This is a genomic window from Nocardiopsis prasina DSM 43845 (assembly GCF_000341265.1).
GTDB classification, from domain to species: domain Bacteria; phylum Actinomycetota; class Actinomycetes; order Streptosporangiales; family Streptosporangiaceae; genus Nocardiopsis; species Nocardiopsis prasina.
The window spans coordinates 1-17,046 of the sequence record NZ_ANAE01000210.1 but is presented as its reverse complement, the minus strand read 5'-3'; the positions used below and the strand labels follow the sequence as shown (position 1 = coordinate 17,046).

At 71.1% G+C, this 17,046-nt stretch carries 16 protein-coding genes; 10 read left to right on the top strand and 6 right to left on the bottom strand.

Features of this window, described 5'->3' with window-relative positions; translation table 11 throughout:
* The first annotated feature begins 367 nt into the window (after nt 1-367).
* From D452_RS0126035 to D452_RS0126010, 6 genes are all read left to right on the top strand, one after another.
* Nucleotides 368-1,252, top strand: a complete 885-nt coding sequence (locus D452_RS0126035) for a glycoside hydrolase family 16 protein (protein ID WP_017547069.1) — start codon at nt 368-370, stop codon at nt 1,250-1,252.
* A 112-nt stretch (nt 1,253-1,364) separates the two neighbouring features.
* Complete coding sequence (locus D452_RS29035) at nt 1,365-2,000, top strand: TetR/AcrR family transcriptional regulator (RefSeq protein WP_017547068.1); 636 nt, start codon at nt 1,365-1,367, stop codon at nt 1,998-2,000.
* The gene (locus D452_RS0126025; protein WP_017547067.1) at nt 1,997-2,734 is read left to right on the top strand and encodes a DUF4097 family beta strand repeat-containing protein; all 738 of its coding nucleotides are present in this window, start codon (nt 1,997-1,999) and stop codon (nt 2,732-2,734) included. The genes D452_RS29035 and D452_RS0126025 overlap by 4 nt, the downstream gene beginning before the upstream one ends.
* Before the next feature lie 542 nt (nt 2,735-3,276).
* Nucleotides 3,277-4,575 (top strand): YeeE/YedE family protein, encoded by a 1,299-nt coding sequence (locus tag D452_RS0126020; protein WP_017547066.1) that lies wholly within the window; start codon nt 3,277-3,279, stop codon nt 4,573-4,575.
* A 58-nt stretch (nt 4,576-4,633) separates the two neighbouring features.
* Complete coding sequence (locus tag D452_RS0126015) at nt 4,634-5,305, top strand: YdcF family protein (protein WP_239646455.1); 672 nt, start codon at nt 4,634-4,636, stop codon at nt 5,303-5,305.
* A gap of 411 nt (nt 5,306-5,716) precedes the next feature.
* Nucleotides 5,717-6,199, top strand: coding sequence for a YbaK/EbsC family protein (locus tag D452_RS0126010; RefSeq protein ID WP_017547064.1), 483 nt, complete (start codon nt 5,717-5,719; stop codon nt 6,197-6,199).
* 45 nt (nt 6,200-6,244) lie between these two features.
* Here D452_RS0126010 and D452_RS0126005 read toward each other — a convergent pair whose 3' ends face one another.
* The 4 genes from D452_RS0126005 to D452_RS0125990 all read right to left on the bottom strand — a co-directional run bounded on the left by D452_RS0126005 (nt 6,245) and on the right by D452_RS0125990 (nt 10,244).
* A complete protein-coding gene (locus D452_RS0126005) occupies nt 6,245-6,727 on the bottom strand; it encodes a hypothetical protein (protein ID WP_017547063.1) in 483 nt (160 codons plus the stop codon).
* Between the two features lie 839 nt (nt 6,728-7,566).
* Nucleotides 7,567-7,695 carry an MFS transporter small subunit gene (locus D452_RS32060; RefSeq protein ID WP_255352590.1) on the bottom strand — a complete coding sequence of 43 codons (129 nt, stop codon included), beginning with the start codon at nt 7,693-7,695 and terminating at the stop codon, nt 7,567-7,569.
* Nucleotides 7,696-7,769: 74 nt separating this feature from the next.
* Nucleotides 7,770-9,128 carry an L-lactate MFS transporter gene (locus tag D452_RS29025; RefSeq protein WP_017547061.1) on the bottom strand — a complete coding sequence of 453 codons (1,359 nt, stop codon included), beginning with the start codon at nt 9,126-9,128 and terminating at the stop codon, nt 7,770-7,772.
* A gap of 177 nt (nt 9,129-9,305) precedes the next feature.
* Nucleotides 9,306-10,244, bottom strand: a complete 939-nt coding sequence (locus tag D452_RS0125990) for a LysR family transcriptional regulator (RefSeq protein WP_017547060.1) — start codon at nt 10,242-10,244, stop codon at nt 9,306-9,308.
* Between the two features lie 151 nt (nt 10,245-10,395).
* Here D452_RS0125990 and D452_RS0125985 point away from each other — a divergent pair, with 151 nt between their 5' ends.
* Nucleotides 10,396-12,681 carry an FdhF/YdeP family oxidoreductase gene (locus D452_RS0125985; RefSeq protein ID WP_193374287.1) on the top strand — a complete coding sequence of 762 codons (2,286 nt, stop codon included), beginning with the start codon at nt 10,396-10,398 and terminating at the stop codon, nt 12,679-12,681.
* 140 nt (nt 12,682-12,821) lie between these two features.
* On the opposite strand, the gene D452_RS0125980 is transcribed toward D452_RS0125985, so the two are convergent.
* A complete protein-coding gene (locus D452_RS0125980; RefSeq protein ID WP_040694923.1) occupies nt 12,822-14,027 on the bottom strand; it encodes an FUSC family protein in 1,206 nt (401 codons plus the stop codon).
* Between the two features lie 160 nt (nt 14,028-14,187).
* Here D452_RS0125980 and D452_RS0125975 point away from each other — a divergent pair, with 160 nt between their 5' ends.
* Entirely contained in the window at nt 14,188-14,808 is a 621-nt protein-coding gene (locus D452_RS0125975; RefSeq protein WP_017547057.1) for a histidine phosphatase family protein, read from the top strand.
* A gap of 235 nt (nt 14,809-15,043) precedes the next feature.
* Nucleotides 15,044-15,532, top strand: coding sequence for a hypothetical protein (locus tag D452_RS31900; RefSeq protein ID WP_017547056.1), 489 nt, complete (start codon nt 15,044-15,046; stop codon nt 15,530-15,532).
* Nucleotides 15,533-15,545: 13 nt separating this feature from the next.
* Here D452_RS31900 and aroQ read toward each other — a convergent pair whose 3' ends face one another.
* Nucleotides 15,546-16,013 (bottom strand): type II 3-dehydroquinate dehydratase, encoded by a 468-nt coding sequence (aroQ, locus tag D452_RS0125965; protein WP_017547055.1) that lies wholly within the window; start codon nt 16,011-16,013, stop codon nt 15,546-15,548.
* Nucleotides 16,014-16,130: 117 nt separating this feature from the next.
* On the opposite strand from aroQ, the gene D452_RS0125960 reads away from it, so the two are divergent.
* Nucleotides 16,131-17,046, top strand: a 916-nt coding sequence (locus tag D452_RS0125960; protein ID WP_017547054.1) for an acyl-CoA dehydrogenase family protein, incomplete at its 3' end; no start/stop codon positions are given.

Genomic DNA, 17,046 nt, shown 5'->3' with positions numbered 1-17,046 from the left:
AACAATAAATACTAATTAATTATTTTTGGGGAGTCACGGGAGCCACGGGGCCCGACTACGGACGTGAACGGGCCCGCCGACCGGGCGGTGCGCGAGGCGGCAGGCGGCAGGCAGCAGGCGAACCCACGCCCTCGGTCGCCCCGCCGGACACCCGAGAGGCGACCCTTTGCGGTCGACACCCGCCCCTTGGGGTGGGAGCGTTCCCAGAATCTTCCCGACACCCCCTTGAAACAACACGGAGCGCGACCGTACAGTCGCTTAACACTCATTCAGCAGAGTGCGCCGAGCCCCTCGGATCCGCGCGAGACCCGCTAGCCCGCGCGTGCCCCGGGTCCGGCCCCGCCCCCTGACCCCCTGGAGAACCACCATGGGCCACCGATCGACCGCGAAACCCCGCAGCGGCGGCACCGCCCGCCGCACCGTCACCACCACGGTGGGGCTGGGAGCCGCCTTCGCTCTCACCGTCACCGCCCTGACCTGGACCGGAAGCGACGTGACCGACAACAGCGAACTGACCTCCACCGACGCCTCACAGGCCGCGCTGGTGTGGTCCGACGAGTTCGACGGCGCGGCGGGCGACGCCCCCGACCCCGCGAACTGGAACCACGAGACCGGCGACCACGGTTGGGGTAACCAGGAGCTCCAGAACTACACCACCAGCCGGGACAACTCCGCCCTGGACGGTGAGGGCAACCTCGTCATCACCGCGCGCCAGGAAGCCGACGGCGGCTACACCTCCGCGCGGTTGACCACCCAGAACAACGTCGAGCACGCCTACGGCCGCATCGAGGCCAGGATCAAGGTGCCGACCAGCCAGGGCGTCTGGCCCGCCTTCTGGATGCTCGGCTCGGACTTCCCGGACACCCCGTGGCCGGACTCGGGCGAGATCGACATCATGGAGCACATCGGCAGCGAGCCCGGCACCGTTCACGGCACCGTTCACGGTCCCGGCTACTCCGGCGGCGGGGGCGTGGGCGCCTCCTACGACCACCCGGACGGCGGGGCGTTCCCGGACGACTTCCACGTGTACGCGGTGGACTGGACCCCCGAGTCCATCACCTGGTCGGTCGACGACGTTCCCTTCAACACCGTCACCCCCGCCGACGTGAGCGGCGACTGGGTGTTCGACCAGGAGTTCTTCATGATCCTCAACGTCGCCGTGGGCGGCGAGTGGCCCGGCTACCCGGACGAGTCCACCCAGCTCCCGCAGGAGATGGTCGTGGACTACGTCCGCGTCTACGACACGGAGTAGATCCCGCAGAGTGAAGGGACGGGGCCCGTCGACCACGGGCCCCGTCCCTTGGTGTCCGGACACCCCGATACCAGCGGGTATCCGGTACCGACGGGCATGCTAGGTTCGCCCCATGGACGGCCCACCGGAACCCATCCCCCGTGTGCCCCGCGCGCAGGTGCGCCGCCGCCTGCTCGCCGCCGCCGCGCGCGTGTTCGCCGAGCACGGGTACGCCGAGAGCCGCCTGGACGACGTGGCGCGCGCCGCCGGGTTCACCAAGGGGGCCGTCTACTCCAACTTCGGCGGCAAGCAGGACCTCTTCGCCGCCGTGCTCGGCGACCGCTCCGACCACGGGTTCGCCTCGGCCGCCGCCGACCTGGAACGGTCCGAGGCGCCCGAGGACGCGGTGGCCGGGATCGCCCGGACGATCGCCCGGCGCCTCACCGAGGACACCCAGCGCGGCCGCCTCGGGCTGGAGTTCGCCGCGCACGCCACCCGGCACGGCCCGACCGCGGGCGCCGTGACCCGGATGCGCCGCATCCAGCGCGAGACGGTGACCGCGCTGGTCACCGAACTCACCGAGCGGCACGGCGTCCGACTCACCGCCTCTCCCGAGACCGTCGCCCTGGCCCTGCACTGCCTCACCAACGGCCTGTCCATGGAACATCTGGCCGACCCCGAGGCCGTGGACGCGCTGGCCATCGAGGACACCCTGATCGCCACCCTGGCCGGGTTCACGGCCCGCCCCGAACACGAGGAGACCCCATGAACCCGCCCATCACCCGCGCCGCGCTCGCCACAGGCGGGACCCTCCTCGCCCTGGGGCTGCTCACGGCGTGCGGTCAGCCCGCCGAGCTGGGCGACGCTGAGGAGAAGACCTACGACGACGTTCCCGAACTCCTCATCGTCGAGGTCGACAACGCCTCCCTGGAGGTCGTCCCCCACGACACCGACCAGGTCAGGGTGGTCCGTCAGGACACCGGCGACGCCGGCGGGGACTGGGAGCTGACCGGGGACACCCTCTCCCTGGAGATGACGTGCGGCGCCGTCTCCAACTGCCGGGTCAGATACCAGGTGTTCGTCCCGGCCGACACCGCGCTGGCCGTGGACACCGACAACGGCACCGTGTCCGTGTCCGGCTTCACCGCACCCCTGGAGGTCACCTCGGCCAACGGGACGGTCGACGTCGCGAACGTCACGGGGCCACTCACCCTGACCTCCGACAACGGCGACATGAACCTCAGCGAGATCGGCTCGGACTCCGTCAGCGCCGCCACCGACAACGGCAGCATCGACGCCGTCTTCAGCGAGGCGCCCACGGAGGTGGAGGTGAGCACCAACAACGGGACCGCGACGGTCGCGATGCCCGGCGGGCCCTACGCGGTGTTCGAGACCTCCGACAACGGCGAGGTCGTCAACGACCTGCCCACCGACGACTCCAGCACGAGCACGGTCACCGCGCGGACCGACAACGGCACGATCACCCTGGACCCGATCGGCTGAGGAGCGGGGGCCGCGTCGCACCGACCCCGCCCTGACCGCCCCTGACCCCGGCGGCGGTCTCCCCTCCCCCACCCAGGCCGACGTCCGCCCCGTTCCACGTGCGAGGCCCCACCGCCCCCACCGCCCCGGTCCCGGTGGTCGTGGTTCCCGCCGTCCACCCCGGACGGGACACCGGTCCGCGTAGCGCTCCCCCTCCGTACCCCGCGGGGGCGCCGGAGCGGCCGGGACCGGAGCCCAAGGACGGGATGTCGCCGGGGTCCGGGCTCCGTCGCACCCGGGCCCACCCCGGCCAGGACCCCGCCACCGGGGCCGGTCCGGGACATGCCCTAGAATCTCCCCCATGTCCGGCCCCACCCGTTTCCTGCGCATGGCTCTGATCTCCATGTCGCTCACGAGCACCGATGACGGCCTCTGTCGCCGCCGGTGCCGTCTCCGCGTGCGCTGACCCGACCCGTCTCCCGCGCTCCGACGCGGCACCGGTGTGCCCCTGGCGTTCCCGCGACCCCGAGTCGCCCCACCCCGTCACGTTTGGACACATCCCTGTGACCGCAACACCCACCAAACCGACCGGGAACTCCGGTTCGGACGTCTCTCCCGCCCTGGCCCTGAAGTGGAACCCCGCTCTCTCGGTGCCGCCACCGCAGGCCCCCTCCGCCGAACCGGTCCGCTGGTGGCCGCTGGGGATCGCCCTGCTCGGCGCCCTCGGCCTGGCCGCCTTCGTCTGGTCGGAGCACGGCGCCCTGCCCGCCGTCCTCCTGCTCCTGGGCACCGGCCTCGGCTTCACGCTGTTCCACTCACGATTCGGCTTCACCTCCGCCTGGCGCCAGTTCCTCGCGGTCGGCAACGGCACCGGCCTGCGCGCCCACGCGGTCCTGCTCGGAACCACCGCCACCCTCTTCGCGCTGGTCATCGGCACCGGCACCGGCCTGTTCGGCAACGAGCCCTCGCCCTCGGCCGGACCGATCGGCATCGCCCTGTTCGCGGGGGCGTTCCTGTTCGGAATCGGCATGCAGCTCGGCGGCGCCTGCGCCTCGGGCACGCTCTTCGCCGTCGGCTCCGGCCAGTCCGCGATCCTCATCACGCTCTTCGGCTTCATCGTCGGATCGCAGATCTACAGCGTCGCCTGGCCACTGGTGTCCGACCTGCCCGCGATCCCGCCGGTGCTGCTCTCCGACCACGTCGGCTGGGGCGGCTCCTGGCTCATCACCATCGCCGCCCTGGTCGCCATGGTGGTCCTCACGCGCTTCGTGCAGAACCGGCGCGTCCCGCCGCCCGTGGGCGCCCCGCCCTCCGCTGAGGGAGTGGCGCGGATCGTACGCGGCAGCTGGCCGCTGGTCGCCGGAGCCCTGGTGCTGGCCGCCCTGGGCGCCGCCGTGCTGGTCGTCTCCGGCGGAGCGTGGGGAATCACCTCGGCCTTCAACCTGTGGGGGGCCAAGGCCCTCCAGCTGGTCGGGCTCCAGCCCGAGACCTGGGCGTTCTGGTCACAGCCCGGCCAGGCCGAGCAGCTGGCGGGACCGATCCTCCAGGACAAGAACAGCCTGACCAACATCGGCATCATCCTGGGCGCGGCCGTGGCCGCCGGAGCGGCGGGCACCTGGAAGTGGCACACCGGTCTGAGCTGGAACCTCGTGGCCGCGGGCCTGGTCGGCGGCATCCTGATGGGCATCGGCGCGCGGCTCGCTGGCGGGTGCAACATCGGCGCCTACCTGGCCGGGATCGGTTCGGGCAGCCTGCACGGCTGGCTGTGGGCGGCCTTCGCCCTGGCCGGGACCTGGGCCGGTCTGCGCGCCCGCACGCTCTTCGGCCTGGGTGTGCCCAAGCCCGGCGACAGCGTCTGCTGACCACCCCCGCCGCCGTTCTAGGGTGCGAGGGACACAGAACGGCGGCGGAGGGATCGGTGTGGAAGCGAACGCCCGAGTGGAACTGACCGGGGAGGTCCGCCAGCGGGCCCGGATTGTCTGGGACTACCTGCGCATGGACCAGGAGCCGCGCGGGTGCGACGTGGCGGTGGTCCTGGGCAGCCACGACCTCGGGGTGGCCACGTGCGCCGCCGACCTGTACCGGCAGGGGTTCTTCCCCCGCATGGTGATCACCGGCGCCAACAGCCCCTCCACCCTCGCACGGTTCCCCAGGGGTGAGGCGGTGCACTACCGCGAGCACGTCCTGGAGCTGGGCGTTCCGGACTCGGCCGTCCTGCTGGAGGACGGGGCCACCAACACCGGGGAGAACCTCCGGTACTCACGGGCGCTCCTGGCGGAGGCGGGGATCAGCGTCGGCTCGGTCATGCTCGTGTGCAAGCCCTACATGGAGCGGCGCGCGCACGCCACCGCGCGCGTGCTCTGGCCCGAGGCGGACACGGTGTGCGCCTCGGCCCGGACCGGGTTCGACGGCTACCTGGAGACGGTGGGGGACGACCGGCTCGTGATGGACACGATGGTGGGCGACCTGCAACGGGTGATGGAGTACCCGGCCCGGGGCTTCTCCATCCCGCAGGAGGTCCCCGACCGCGTGCGTGAGGCCTACACCTTCCTGGTCGCGGCCGGGTTCGACGGCCACCTGATCACGCCCTGAACGGGGCGCGGTACTCGGGCTCAGGGGAGGGGTGGGAGGAACCTCTCTCCGTTCTCCACGTACACCGCGCCCGGGGTCCCGCCACAGGACCCGGGTGAGGGCGCAGCATCAGTCCTGGTCACTGCGGGTCCCGAGTGAGGCCGGGGTCGGGCACGGGGAGCCCCTGTCCGACGGCCCGGTCAGGCGCGCGGCGGTGGACCGGTGGCGGGGCGACGCGGTGTTCCCAGAGGAGTCCGGGCGAGCAGCGTCCGGAAGGCCGGGGCGTCCCTGGGCGAAGGCGGGCACGGTCCCGACGAGGTCGGCCGGGCGTCAGGGGGTCGGCCGGGTTCGGCGGGTTCGGAGGCGGCGGTACGCGAGCGCGGTCCGTCCCCTCTCCGATAACCTGCGGCGGGAATCGACGAAGGGATCGAAATGGACCAGGTCCAGGACCTACCCGAACGCAGTCGCGAGGTGACGCGGGCGCTCGACTCGCTGGGAGCAAGCGGCCGGGTGCGCGCGCTGCCCGCCTCCACCCGGACCGCCGCCGAGGCGGCCGAGGCCCTGGGGTGCGAGGTCGGTGCGATCGCCAACAGCCTGGTGTTCATGGCCGACGGCGCGCCCCTGCTGGTGATGACCAGCGGCCGGCACAAGGTGGACGTCGCCCTCCTGGCCGAACGCCTGGGCCGGACGAAGATCAAACGCGCCACCCCGGAGCAGGTCCGGGAGGCCACCGGCCAGGCCATCGGTGGGGTGGCGCCGATCGGCCACCCCTCCCCCGTGGAGACCGTGGTGGACCCCGCCCTGGCGGACTACCCCCAGCTGTGGGCGGCGGGTGGCACCCCCAACACCATCTTCCCCACCGACCACGCCGAACTGCTCCGCATCACCGGCGGCACCTCCGTCGAGGTCAACTGACACACCGCGACGTGAGCCGGGCCGCGGGGCCGGTCCGGCCGCGCGTCAGGCGGAGGGCGCGCGTCGCCGCCGATGGATCACCCTGCTGGCGCCCCAGGCCAGGAGACCGCACACCGCACCCACCAGGGTCCCCGTGACGACGCTGCTCAGCGCCGCGAAACCGCGTGTGACCATCGCGTGGGCAACGGGCGGGAGCTCGCTGAGGTTGCCGCCGAGGGTCGGCGGATCGCCGTCCCAGGCCGTGGTCCACAGGATCTGGTGGCCGACCATCAGGAACAACCCGTACACGACCCCCACCACCAGGAGCGTCAGGAACGGGTTCGGGACCCGGCGCCACAGCACCACGGCGATCCACACGAGCGGCGGGACGAACACGAACACCGCGTTGACGAGGGTGCCCTCCTGGATGATCCCGAGGTCGTGCAGCACCACCCGGGGCGCGGCGAGCAGGGCCAGGAGGACGACGGCGAGGAACGGGAGCCCCGGACGCTTTCGGCGGGGCGGGGTGGGGTTGTCTGCTGGGTTCATGCCCCCATGCTGGGTAACCGGGACTCCGCGCGCGTCCGCCCCAGGTATCGACCACCTACGCCAGGGAGCGTCACCTCTCCCCCGCCCTGCCTCGCGCACCCTCACCACAGGACCTCCCCCGCGCGTCCGTGTACGGTACGGTCGCCCTGAGCCCCGGGCCCTCGGGCCCGCCCTGGGAAGGACACCCCCGCATGACCAGAACCGGCTGGATCGTGACCGCGATCAGTACCGTGGTCGCCCTGATCGTCGGGTTCGGCGCCGGATGGTGGGTCCAGGGGTCGTCGTCGGCGGAACCGGACCCGACCCCGCCCTCCGCCCGGAGCACCCACCCCGACGACGTGGAGGAGCGGCCCGAGGACGGGTTCGAGGCGGTCGTCGTCGACCTGGACCAGACCCACGACTTCGGTGACGGGTTCTCCATCGGGCTGAGCGGGTTCGAGCGCCGTGTCGAGGAGGGCGGGGTCGACCCGGCCACCGGCGAGGAGGGCGACCTGCCCTACCTGTCGTGGACGGTGGAGGTCGTCAACGAGGGGTCCGAGACCGTACTGTCCGGTCTGGTGACCAGGTCGTGCTCGGTGGGCGACCCGCTCCGCGAGTCAGGTTCCCCGGTGCTGGGCGACAGCGTGAACCCGCCGGAGAGTCTGGCCCCGGGCCAGTCCGGCGCCTGGGACGAGGACTGCTGGGCCGACGAGGACGACCACCAGGTCCAGTACACGGTCGAGTTCCACGACCAGGACTTCGTCCCCCTGTACCCGCCGGTCACCTTCGNAGGCCTTCGCCCCCCTGTCCCCGCCGGTCACCTTCGCGGGATCCGTCGACTGAGACCGGCGGGTCGTGTCCTACCCGGTGAACAGGGCCGCCGCCTGGATCGCGGTCCGCACCACCCCGTAACCCAGCGCGATGATGACGACCGCCCACAGGAAGAGTGCGGCGGCCTTCGACGCCCGGTCACGTGTGCTCTGTTCCATCGGATCCTCCTTCACCGACCCCGACGGGGCCCCTCGGTCTGCACTGTGGTCCACGGCCCCGCGGCCGTCGGCGCTCACACGCGCGCCTGGGACGGGTCGGCGTCCTGCGGCGTCGCCTCGGGGGCGGCCTTGGGCAGGGGGCGCACCAGCGCGTTGGCCACGAAACCGACCACCATCACGCCCACCATCAGGTAGAGCGAGAAGGTGTAGAGGTCGGCACCGGAGCGGCCCGCCGCCAGCTGCTGGTCGGCGATCACGTTGACGATCAGCGGCCCGGCGATTCCGGCGCACGACCAGGCCGTGAGCAGGCGGCCGTGGATGGCACCGACGTTGAAGGAGCCGAACAGGTCCTTGAGGTAGGCGGGGATGGTCGCGAAACCGCCGCCGTAGAAGGACAGGATGATTCCGGTGACCGCCACGAAGAGCACCACCGAGCTGGTCCCCGCCACGGCGATCAGCACGTAGAGCAGGCTGCCGAGTCCGAGATACCCGATGTAGGTGCGCTTGCGGCCGAGCAGGTCCGACGTGGACGACCACACGAAGCGCCCGAGCATGTTGCACAGGGACAGGAAACCGACGTAGCCCGCGGCCTCGGCGGGTCCGACCCCGGTGAAGAAGTCCTGGACCATCGGCGCGGCCTGTTCGAGGATGCCGATCCCCGCGGTGACGTTGCAGAACAGCACGATCCACAGCAGCCAGAACTGGCGGGTGCGGAAGGCCCGTTCGACGCTGACGCCCTCGGTGGCGGGGTCCACGGCGGGTGTGCCAGGGGACTCCGTCGGCGGCTGCCATCCGTCCGGGCGCCACCCGGGCGCCGGGACCTTGACCGTCATCGCGCCGAGCATCATGGCGACGAAGTAGACGGCGCCGAGGATGAGGAACGCGGGGACGATGGCGTCGGCGGGGGTGTCGCCGAAGCGGTCCAGGAGCGCGGCGGACAGCGGCGAGGCGATCAGCGCGCCGCCGCCGAAGCCCATGATGGCCAGACCGGTGGCCATGCCGGGCCGGTCCGGGAACCACTTGATCAGGGTGGACACCGGGGAGATGTACCCGATACCGAGGCCGATCCCGCCCACCACGCCGTAGCCGAGGTAGAGCAGCCACAGCTGGCCGGTGGCCACTCCGAGGGCGCCGATCAGGAAGCCGGTGCCCCAGCACAGTCCGGAGACGAACATCGCCTTGCGTGGACCGTTGCGCTCCACCCACTTGCCGCCGAAGGCCGCCGAGAGGCCCAGCATCACGATGGAGATGCTGAAGACCACGCCGATCGCTGTCAGCGTGGTGTCGAAGCGTTCGACCAACGGGGTCTTGAACACGCTGAAGGCGTACACCTGGCCGATGGACAGGTGTACGGCGAGCGCGGCGGGTGGGATGAACCAGCGGCTGTATCCGGGCGGCGCGACACTCTTGTCACGATCGAGAAACGACAGCACTACTCATCCTCATGATTGATTTCCGACCGGAATGCGCTTCCGCTTTCCCTGGTATTCCGGGGAAGCGGCACAAGCATGCGCCATCGTCACACCTTGTGTGACGAGAATCAAATACACGTTCATTGTCGAACGATAGGTTCTGGTTATCGAGGGCCCGGAAGCGGGCCCTGGCGGGGCTCAGAGTGTGACTCCTGGAGCAAGCCCGGCCGGGTGGTGGTGGTCCAGCCGTGCCTGGAGGTCGGCGACGGCCACGGTGTCCAGGAGGGCGCGGGCCAGCACGGGTTCGGGGTCCCGGTCGGCGACGACCAGGCCGATCTGCTTGCTGACCTCGGGTTCCACGAGGGGGATGGCGCGCATGCCGTCCGGAACCGCGTGGAGGGACAGCCAGGCGTGCGGCATGACCGCTGACCAGCGGGTCTCGTTGACGTACGAACACAGCGCGCTCACCGAGTTGGTCTCGACCCTGGGCACCGCCTCGACGCCCGCCCGACGGAACGCCTGGTCGACGATGCGACGGTTCTGCATGTCCGGGGACAACAGGCACAGCGGTACCTCGGCGGCCTCGGCCCAGGTGATGGTCTCACGGCCGTTGAGCAGGCCCTGCTCGTCGGTGAGCAGGGCGTAACGCTCCCGGTAGACGGGCTGCTGGCGCACGTTCTCCAGGGGCTCGTTGTCGATGTAGGTCAGCCCGACGTCGATCTGGTAGTCGGCCAGGCCCCGCTCGATCTCCTTGGAGGTCATGGAGACCACCGACAGCGTCACCAGCGGGTGGAGCTCACAGAAGGCGCTGGTGATGAGGGAGATGGAGCTCAGGGTGGTGGGTATGGCGCCGATCCGCAGACGACCGCTCAGTCCCTCCCGCAGGCTCCGGACGTTCTCCACCAGGATGTCGTGTTCGGCCAGGACACGCTGGGCCCAGGCGACGATCCGCTCCCCCTCGTGGGTGAACCCGATGAACCGGTTGCTCCGTCTGACGATGGGGACGCGGAACTCGGCCTCGAGCTTGCGGATGGCTGCGGACAGCGCGGGCTGGGACACGTGGCACGCCTGGGCCGCACGGGCGAAATGCCGTTCCTTGGCCAGCGCTGTCAGGTACTTCAGCTGGCTCAGCAACATCGCGTAAGAATACATGCGCCAGCCCCCCGGGAACAACAACACCCAAGTTCTTGATATCGTTCGGCCCATTCAGGGCCATAACTATTCGGGACCTCTGGACAGAGGGCGACTCGGTGAGAGAATTCGAACTGTGACACACCACGACTCGGACATGCCCGACCCCGCCCAGGACGCGCCGGAGGTCGGGCCTCCCAAGGAGAGCGCGGCGGGCATCCCCGCGGTGCTCAACAGCGTGCGCCATGTGAACGACCAGGCGGGCGTGCTGCGCGGGCTGCCCGCGATGCTCGCCGTCAACCAGAAGAAGGGCTTCGACTGCCCCGGCTGTGCCTGGCCGGAGCCGGGCAAGCGCCACCGCGCGGAGTTCTGCGAGAACGGCGCGAAGGCGGTCGCCGAGGAGGCCACCCGCCGCACCGTGGGCCCGGACTTCTTCGCGCGGCACCCCGTCACGGACCTGTTCGAGCGCTCCGGGTACTGGTTGGGGCAGCAGGGCAGGCTGACCGAGCCGATGTACCTCGCGGAGGGCGCCACCCACTACGAACCCGTCTCCTGGGACCGCGCGCTGGACATGATCGCCGATGAGCTGCGCGGGCTGGACACGCCCGACGGCGCGGTGTTCTACACCTCGGGCCGCACCAGCAACGAGGCGGCCTTCGCGTACCAGCTGTTCGCGCGCCAGCTCGGCACCAACAACATGCCCGACTGCTCGAACATGTGCCACGAGTCGTCCGGCTCCGCGCTCACCGAGACGCTGGGAGTGGGCAAGGGCAGCGTGTCCCTGGAGGACATGTACGAGGCCGACCTCATCATCGTGGCCGGTCAGAACCCGGGCACCAACCACCCCCGGATGCTGTCCGCGCTGGAGAAGGCCAAGCGGCGCGGTACGCGGATCGTCACGGTGAACCCGCTGCCCGAGGCGGGCATGAAGGCGTTCCGCAACCCGCAGTACGCCCGGGGCCTGGTGGGGCGCGGGACCGAACTGACCGACCTGTTCGCACAGATCAGGGTGGGCGGAGACCTCGCGCTGTTCTCGGCGGTCAACCGGCTCCTGCTGGAGGCCGACCAGCGTGGGGAGAAGGTCCTGGACCACGGGTTCGTGAACTCGTTCACGCACGGGTTCGAGGAGTTCGCCGAGGCGCTGCTGGCCGAGCCTGAGGACGAGTTCTGGGCCCGGACCGAACGCGACACCGGGCTGTCCCGCTCGCTGATCGAGGAGCTCACCGCGATGGTGGTCGCCTCGGAGCGGATCGTGGTGTGCTGGGCGATGGGGCTGACCCAGCACAAGCACTCGGTGCCGACCATCCGCGAGGTGGTCAACTTCCTGCTGCTGCGCGGCAACGTGGGGCGTCCGGGCGCGGGTGTGTGCCCGGTGCGCGGCCACTCCAACGTGCAGGGCGACCGCACGATGGGCATCTTCGAGCGGCCCGCGGACTCCTTCCTGGACGCGCTGGGCGCGGAGTTCGGGATCGAACCGCCGCGCGAGCACGGGCACGACACGGTGAACGCGATCCGGGCGATGGCGCGCGGTGAGGTGGGCGTGTTCTTCGCCATGGGCGGCAACTTCGTGGCAGCCTCCCCGGACACCGAGGTGACCGAGGAAGCGATGCGTCAGGTGGGGCTGACGGTCCACGTCTCCACCAAGTTGAACCGTTCGCACGTGGTGACCGGCACCCGTGCCCTCATCCTGCCCGCTCTGGCCCGCAGCGACCGCGACCAGCGCGACGGGGATCAGCGGTGGGTGACGGTGGAGGACTCGATGGGCCTGGTGCACGCCTCCCACGGGGTGCTCGCGCCGCTGTCGGAGGGGATGCGCTCGGAGGTGGACATCGTCCTCGAACTGGGCCGGAGGATGTTCGGGAACGCCCCGGTGGACTGGGAGGCCATGGCCGACTACGACCGCGTGCGCGACCACGTGGCCCGGGTCGTGCCGGGGTTCGAGGACTTCAACGCCAAGGCGCGACGGCGCGGAGGGTTCGCCCTGCCGCACGCTCCCCGCGACGACCGGAAGTTCCCGACCGCCACGGGCCTGGCCAACTTCACGGCCAACGGCACGTACGCGCCCGAGGTCCCCGAGGGGCGGCTGCTGTTGCAGACGCTGCGCTCGCACGACCAGTACAACACCACGATCTACGGGCTGGACGACCGCTACCGCGGCATCAAGGACGGCCGAAGGGTCGTGTTGGTCAACGCTGAGGACGCCGCCGAGCTGGGGCTGGCGGACGGGGCGTACACGGACCTGGTGGGTGAGTGGTCGGACGGCCGTGAGCGCCGGGCACCGCACTTCCGGGTGGTGCACTACCCCACCGCCCGTGGCAGCGCGGCCGCGTACTACCCGGAAACCAACGTGCTGGTGCCGCTGGACTCCACCGCGGACGTGAGCAACACGCCCACGTCGAAGTCGGTGGTGGTGCGCTTCGAGCCGTCCTCCCAGGCCAGCTGAGCCGGGCGACCGTCCCGCCCCGGTTGTCGGAGGGTCCCCGGGTATCCGTACCGGGGGCCCTCCGCGCCGGTTCCGCACCCCTGTTGCGCCCCGGCACAGGGGAGCTCCGTGCACCGCCTCCTCGTCTTCGGGGCGTCCGGTCACTGACCCCCGTAACGGCGCCACGGGAGGCGGGCCCGGACCCGCCAGCGGGGGCGCCAGCTTAGCCACGGAAGCCACGGTTCACCCGGGGGGTGCGGGACGGTGGGGTCCTCCAGTTCTCCAAGGAGGACGTCCTCGACCTCCTCGAACCTGATCCCGGCGAACACCATGATGTCGGTGGCGACCATCTCCACGGCGAGGTGGGTGGCGTGGGTGACCGGGTCATCCTCGGGCAGACCGGCTCCGTAGGCGCGCGCGGCCGTCAGCGCCTGTTCCACCGCCTGTTCCCGGGCCTCGCGACTGCTGAGGTCGTCGGCCAGGATGGTGAGCACCTCGGCCATGTCGGTCACGATCGGCGCCAGCTCCCGCTGTTCCTCCACCCCCATGGCCGTGGTGGTCCGGGACAGGAACAGGCAGCTCTCGCCGAGCAGGATCAGCCGCTCGATGACCTCGTCCTCCTCCAGCACGGGCTTCGGATCGCCCCAGCGGATGGTGGAGAGCCGGATCGTGGACCTGCTGCTCTCGCGGGCGCGGCTGAGTTCGGCCATGGGTCGGCTCAGGTCCCCGAGCCGGTTGACCACCTGCTCGCTGGAGGTCTCACCGTGCTCGAGGGAGCGGCCGACCAGGGCGAGCATGCTGGCCATCTCGTTGAGCGCGTCCTCCTCGATCCGCCGGAGCATGGCCACGAGCCGGGCCGGGAAGAACAGCTGGCTGAAGGCGAGCGCCACACCCGCACCGATCAGCGCGTCCACCAGGCGGTCGATGCCGGGGCTGGCGCCGCCGACGAAGATCGTGGTGAGGATGGCGCTGGCGGCGGCCTGGCCGATGATGATCCGTTCGGCGTTGATCGCGGCCGCGACCGTCATGGCGCACGCGGTGGCCAGCACCATGGCCACCTCGTTGAGGTCGGTGATCAGCAGGCTGAGCTCGCCCGCGAGGATGCCGATGAACACGCCCATGAGCAGGCGCAGGGCCTGGGCGCCGCGTTCTCCCCCGGCCGCGTTCAGCGCGATCACCGCGGCGATGGGCGCGAAGAAGGGTCGGTGGTCCTGGACGAGGCCACCCGCGATGGTCCAGGCCAGGGTGGCGGCGATGACCGCCAGCACGATCAGGGCGGAGTTGGCGGACAGGCGTGCGCGGACCTCCGCCGTCACGGCCCGGATCCGGCTCCGCGGGGTGTGGCCCTCAGGGGGCTGCTCTCCCATGTTCTCCTCACCGACGAAGGGACACACCTTCGGGGGTGGGGGGCCGCCGGTTCCATTGATACCGGCAGGAAGGGGAGAAGTGTGGGTACCGTGCCCGGTGTTTCGCGCCGAGGTGGGCCCGGCCCGCCCAGCCGAGCGGGGGCGCCCGTACTGTGACGCCATGCCGACGATCTACCTGATCCGCCACGGTAAGGCCTCCCCTGAGGCGGCGGACTACGACGAACTGAGCCCCATCGGACACGAACAGGCCCGCCTGGTGGGGGCCGAGTTGGCCCGGCGCGACCTGGACCTCGGCCCCGTGGTGAGCGGGACCCTGCGCCGCCAGCGCGGGACCGCCGTCACCGCCCTCGACGTCGAGCCCGTGACGGACCCGCGGTGGAACGAGTACGACCACCTGCGGCTGCTGGCCCTCCACCCGACCGGAGCGGGCACGCTCCAGGAGCGGCTGGACGCCTCCCTGCACGCGTGGACGTCGTCGGGTGCGACGGGAGAGGGTTCGTGGAACGCGTTCCGGGACGGTGTGCGATCGGCACTGGACGAGCTCGCGGCCTCCCTGGAGAGAGGACGGACAGCGCTGGTGTTCACCTCGGCGGGGGTGGTCGCGGCGGCCTGTGCGTCCCTGTTGAACGCCCCCGATCCGGTGTTCGTGGCGATGAACCGGGTGGTGGTCAACGGATCGGTGACCAAGCTGGTGCACGGGCGCGGCGGGACCCGGCTGCTCTCCTTCAACGACCACGCCCACCTGGAGCGCGGCGACCCGGAACTGATGACCTTCCGCTGAGCGGCGCCTACTCGGACCCGCCTCATACCGACCGGTCGGTTCTGTGTTCCGCGCAGGGGGGCCGGAACCGGCCGCCCCCAGCGCCGCTGGCTCGCGGGCCCCGGTGAAGCCGGGGCGCCCCGCCACGAGTGCGCGATGCGGTAGGAGCGAACTCGGCCAAGCCCCCGCGTGGGCAGCCCGAAGCAGACCGCGCGCCCGTGTGCGAGGCCGGGTCGAGCAGGGCATTCTGGAGGGCATGACCGAACACCCCGCCTCCGACTCCGTCCCCATTCCGGGCTCCGTCCCCCTCCCCGGTTTCGGCCCCGTACCACGGGTCCAGCCCGCGCCGGAGACCGAGCCCGTCCCGGGTTCCGTCCCGCTTCCGGGGTTCGGCCCCGCGCCCGAGGTCCGCTTCTCCGAGGCCACCGGACCCACTCAGGAGGCCGGTCCGGGGCCGGAGACCGGCCCCTCCCCCGAGGTCGAGCACCTGGCCGCCACCCTGCGTCGGCGCCGGTCCGAACTGGCCGACGCCAAGGCGGCCCGGATCGGCGACGGCAGCATCGTCCACGAACTGACCACCCGGGTCTGGGTGGGAGTGGAGATCCCGGCGGTGGTGTGCGCGGCCGCCGACGACCCCATGCGGCTGCGCCCGTCCACCCACCCGGTGAACTGTCTGCGGTGCAGGTCGAGGCGGTCCGGCTCCGGCGGTGAACAGGTCCCCGGCCAGGAACTGCTGTGGGGCTGAACCGGTCGGGGGCTCAGGCCCCCGGCTGGGCCGCCCGTTCCGCCGCGCGGGACAGGACCGCGCGCAGGCCGAGTTCGTAGCCGAGGACCCCGCAGCCCGCCACGTATCCGGCGGCGACCGGCGCGGTGACGGAGGTGTGGCGGAACTCCTCACGGGCGTAGATGTTGGAGATGTGCACCTCGACCACGGGCGCCTCGATCGCGTCCACGGCGTCGCGCAGGGCGATGCTGTAGTGGGCGTAGGCGCCGGGGTTCATCACCACGCCGGCGTAGTGCCGCGCCGCGTGCACGTGGTCGACCATGCCGCCCTCACTGTTGGTCTGGGCGCAGACGACCTCCACACCCAGTTCCTTCCCGAGGGCGGTCACCCGCCCTTCGATCTCGGCGAGGGTGACGGTTCCGTACTGCTCGGGGTCACGGGTGCCCAGCAGGTTGAGGTTGGGGCCGTTCAGCAACAGCACGGTGGGCGTGTTCTCGGACATGCTCGGATCCCTGGCTTCGTCTCTGGATGGTGGGACCAGCGTAGACCCGCGGTGGTCCCGGCCACCAAGGGCCGATACCATACCGACCAGTCGGTCAATCACTCTGGGAGGCAACCCGTGGCGTCCACCCTGCTGTCCAGGCGCGACCTACACTTCCTGCTCTACGAATGGCTCGACACCGAGGCGCTCACCCGGCGCCCCCGCTATGCCGACCACTCGAGGCAGACCCTCGACGGCGCCCTCGACCTGGCCGAACGCGTGGCCACCGACCACTTCGCTCCGCACAACAAGACCAACGACGCCCACGAACCCAGCTTCGACGGCGAACGCGTGCACGTCATCCCCGAGGTCGGCCGGGCCCTGAGCGTCCACGCCGAGACCGGCCTGTCCTCCCTCGCGATGGACGCCTCCGTGGGCGGCGGCCAGATTCCCCGGGTGGTCTCCAGCGCCTGCGACGCCTACTTCCAGGCCGCCAACCCCGGCACAGCCGCCTACTCCTTCCTCACCTCGGGCAACGCCTCCCTCCTGATGGCGCACGGCTCCCCCGAACAGATCGACACGTTCGTGCGGCCCATGGTCGAGGGCCGCTTCACAGGCACGATGTGCCTCTCCGAACCGCACGCGGGCAGCTCCCTGGCCGACATCACCACCCGGGCGGAGCCCGCCGGGAACGGGACATACCGGCTCTTCGGCAACAAGATGTGGATCTCCGCGGGCGACCACGAGCTGACCGAGAACATCGTCCACCTGGTCCTGGCCAAGATCCCGGGCGGGCCGCCCGGCGTCAAGGGCATCTCGCTGTTCGTGGTGCCCAAGTACCTCGTCGACGGACAGGGCGAACGCAACGACGTCGTCACAGCGGGCCTCAACCACAAGATGGGTTACCGGGGCACCGTCAACGCGCTCCTCAACTTCGGCGAGGGCAGGCACACCCCGGGCGGCGCGCCCGGCGCGGTCGGCTACCTCGTCGGCGAGCCACACCAGGGTCTTCGGCAGATGTTCCACATGATGAACCACGCCCGGATCGGAGTGG

Excerpts from the sequence above, each read along its gene's own strand:
- D452_RS0126035 (WP_017547069.1), top strand. The coding sequence starts at position 368 with ATGGGCCACCGATCGACCGCGAAACCCCGCAGCGGCGGCACCGCCCGC.
- D452_RS29035 (WP_017547068.1), top strand. The coding sequence starts at position 1,365 with ATGGACGGCCCACCGGAACCCATCCCCCGTGTGCCCCGCGCGCAGGTG.
- D452_RS0126025 (WP_017547067.1), top strand. The coding sequence starts at position 1,997 with ATGAACCCGCCCATCACCCGCGCCGCGCTCGCCACAGGCGGGACCCTC.
- D452_RS0126010 (WP_017547064.1), top strand. The coding sequence starts at position 5,717 with ATGGACCAGGTCCAGGACCTACCCGAACGCAGTCGCGAGGTGACGCGG.
- D452_RS0126005 (WP_017547063.1), bottom strand. The coding sequence starts at position 6,727 with ATGAACCCAGCAGACAACCCCACCCCGCCCCGCCGAAAGCGTCCGGGG.
- D452_RS32060 (WP_255352590.1), bottom strand. The coding sequence starts at position 7,695 with ATGGAACAGAGCACACGTGACCGGGCGTCGAAGGCCGCCGCACTCTTC.
- D452_RS0125990 (WP_017547060.1), bottom strand. The coding sequence starts at position 10,244 with ATGTTGCTGAGCCAGCTGAAGTACCTGACAGCGCTGGCCAAGGAACGG.
- D452_RS0125985 (WP_193374287.1), top strand. The coding sequence starts at position 10,396 with ATGCCCGACCCCGCCCAGGACGCGCCGGAGGTCGGGCCTCCCAAGGAG.
- D452_RS0125980 (WP_040694923.1), bottom strand. The coding sequence starts at position 14,027 with ATGGGAGAGCAGCCCCCTGAGGGCCACACCCCGCGGAGCCGGATCCGG.
- D452_RS0125975 (WP_017547057.1), top strand. The coding sequence starts at position 14,188 with ATGCCGACGATCTACCTGATCCGCCACGGTAAGGCCTCCCCTGAGGCG.
- D452_RS31900 (WP_017547056.1), top strand. The coding sequence starts at position 15,044 with ATGACCGAACACCCCGCCTCCGACTCCGTCCCCATTCCGGGCTCCGTC.
- aroQ (WP_017547055.1), bottom strand. The coding sequence starts at position 16,013 with ATGTCCGAGAACACGCCCACCGTGCTGTTGCTGAACGGCCCCAACCTC.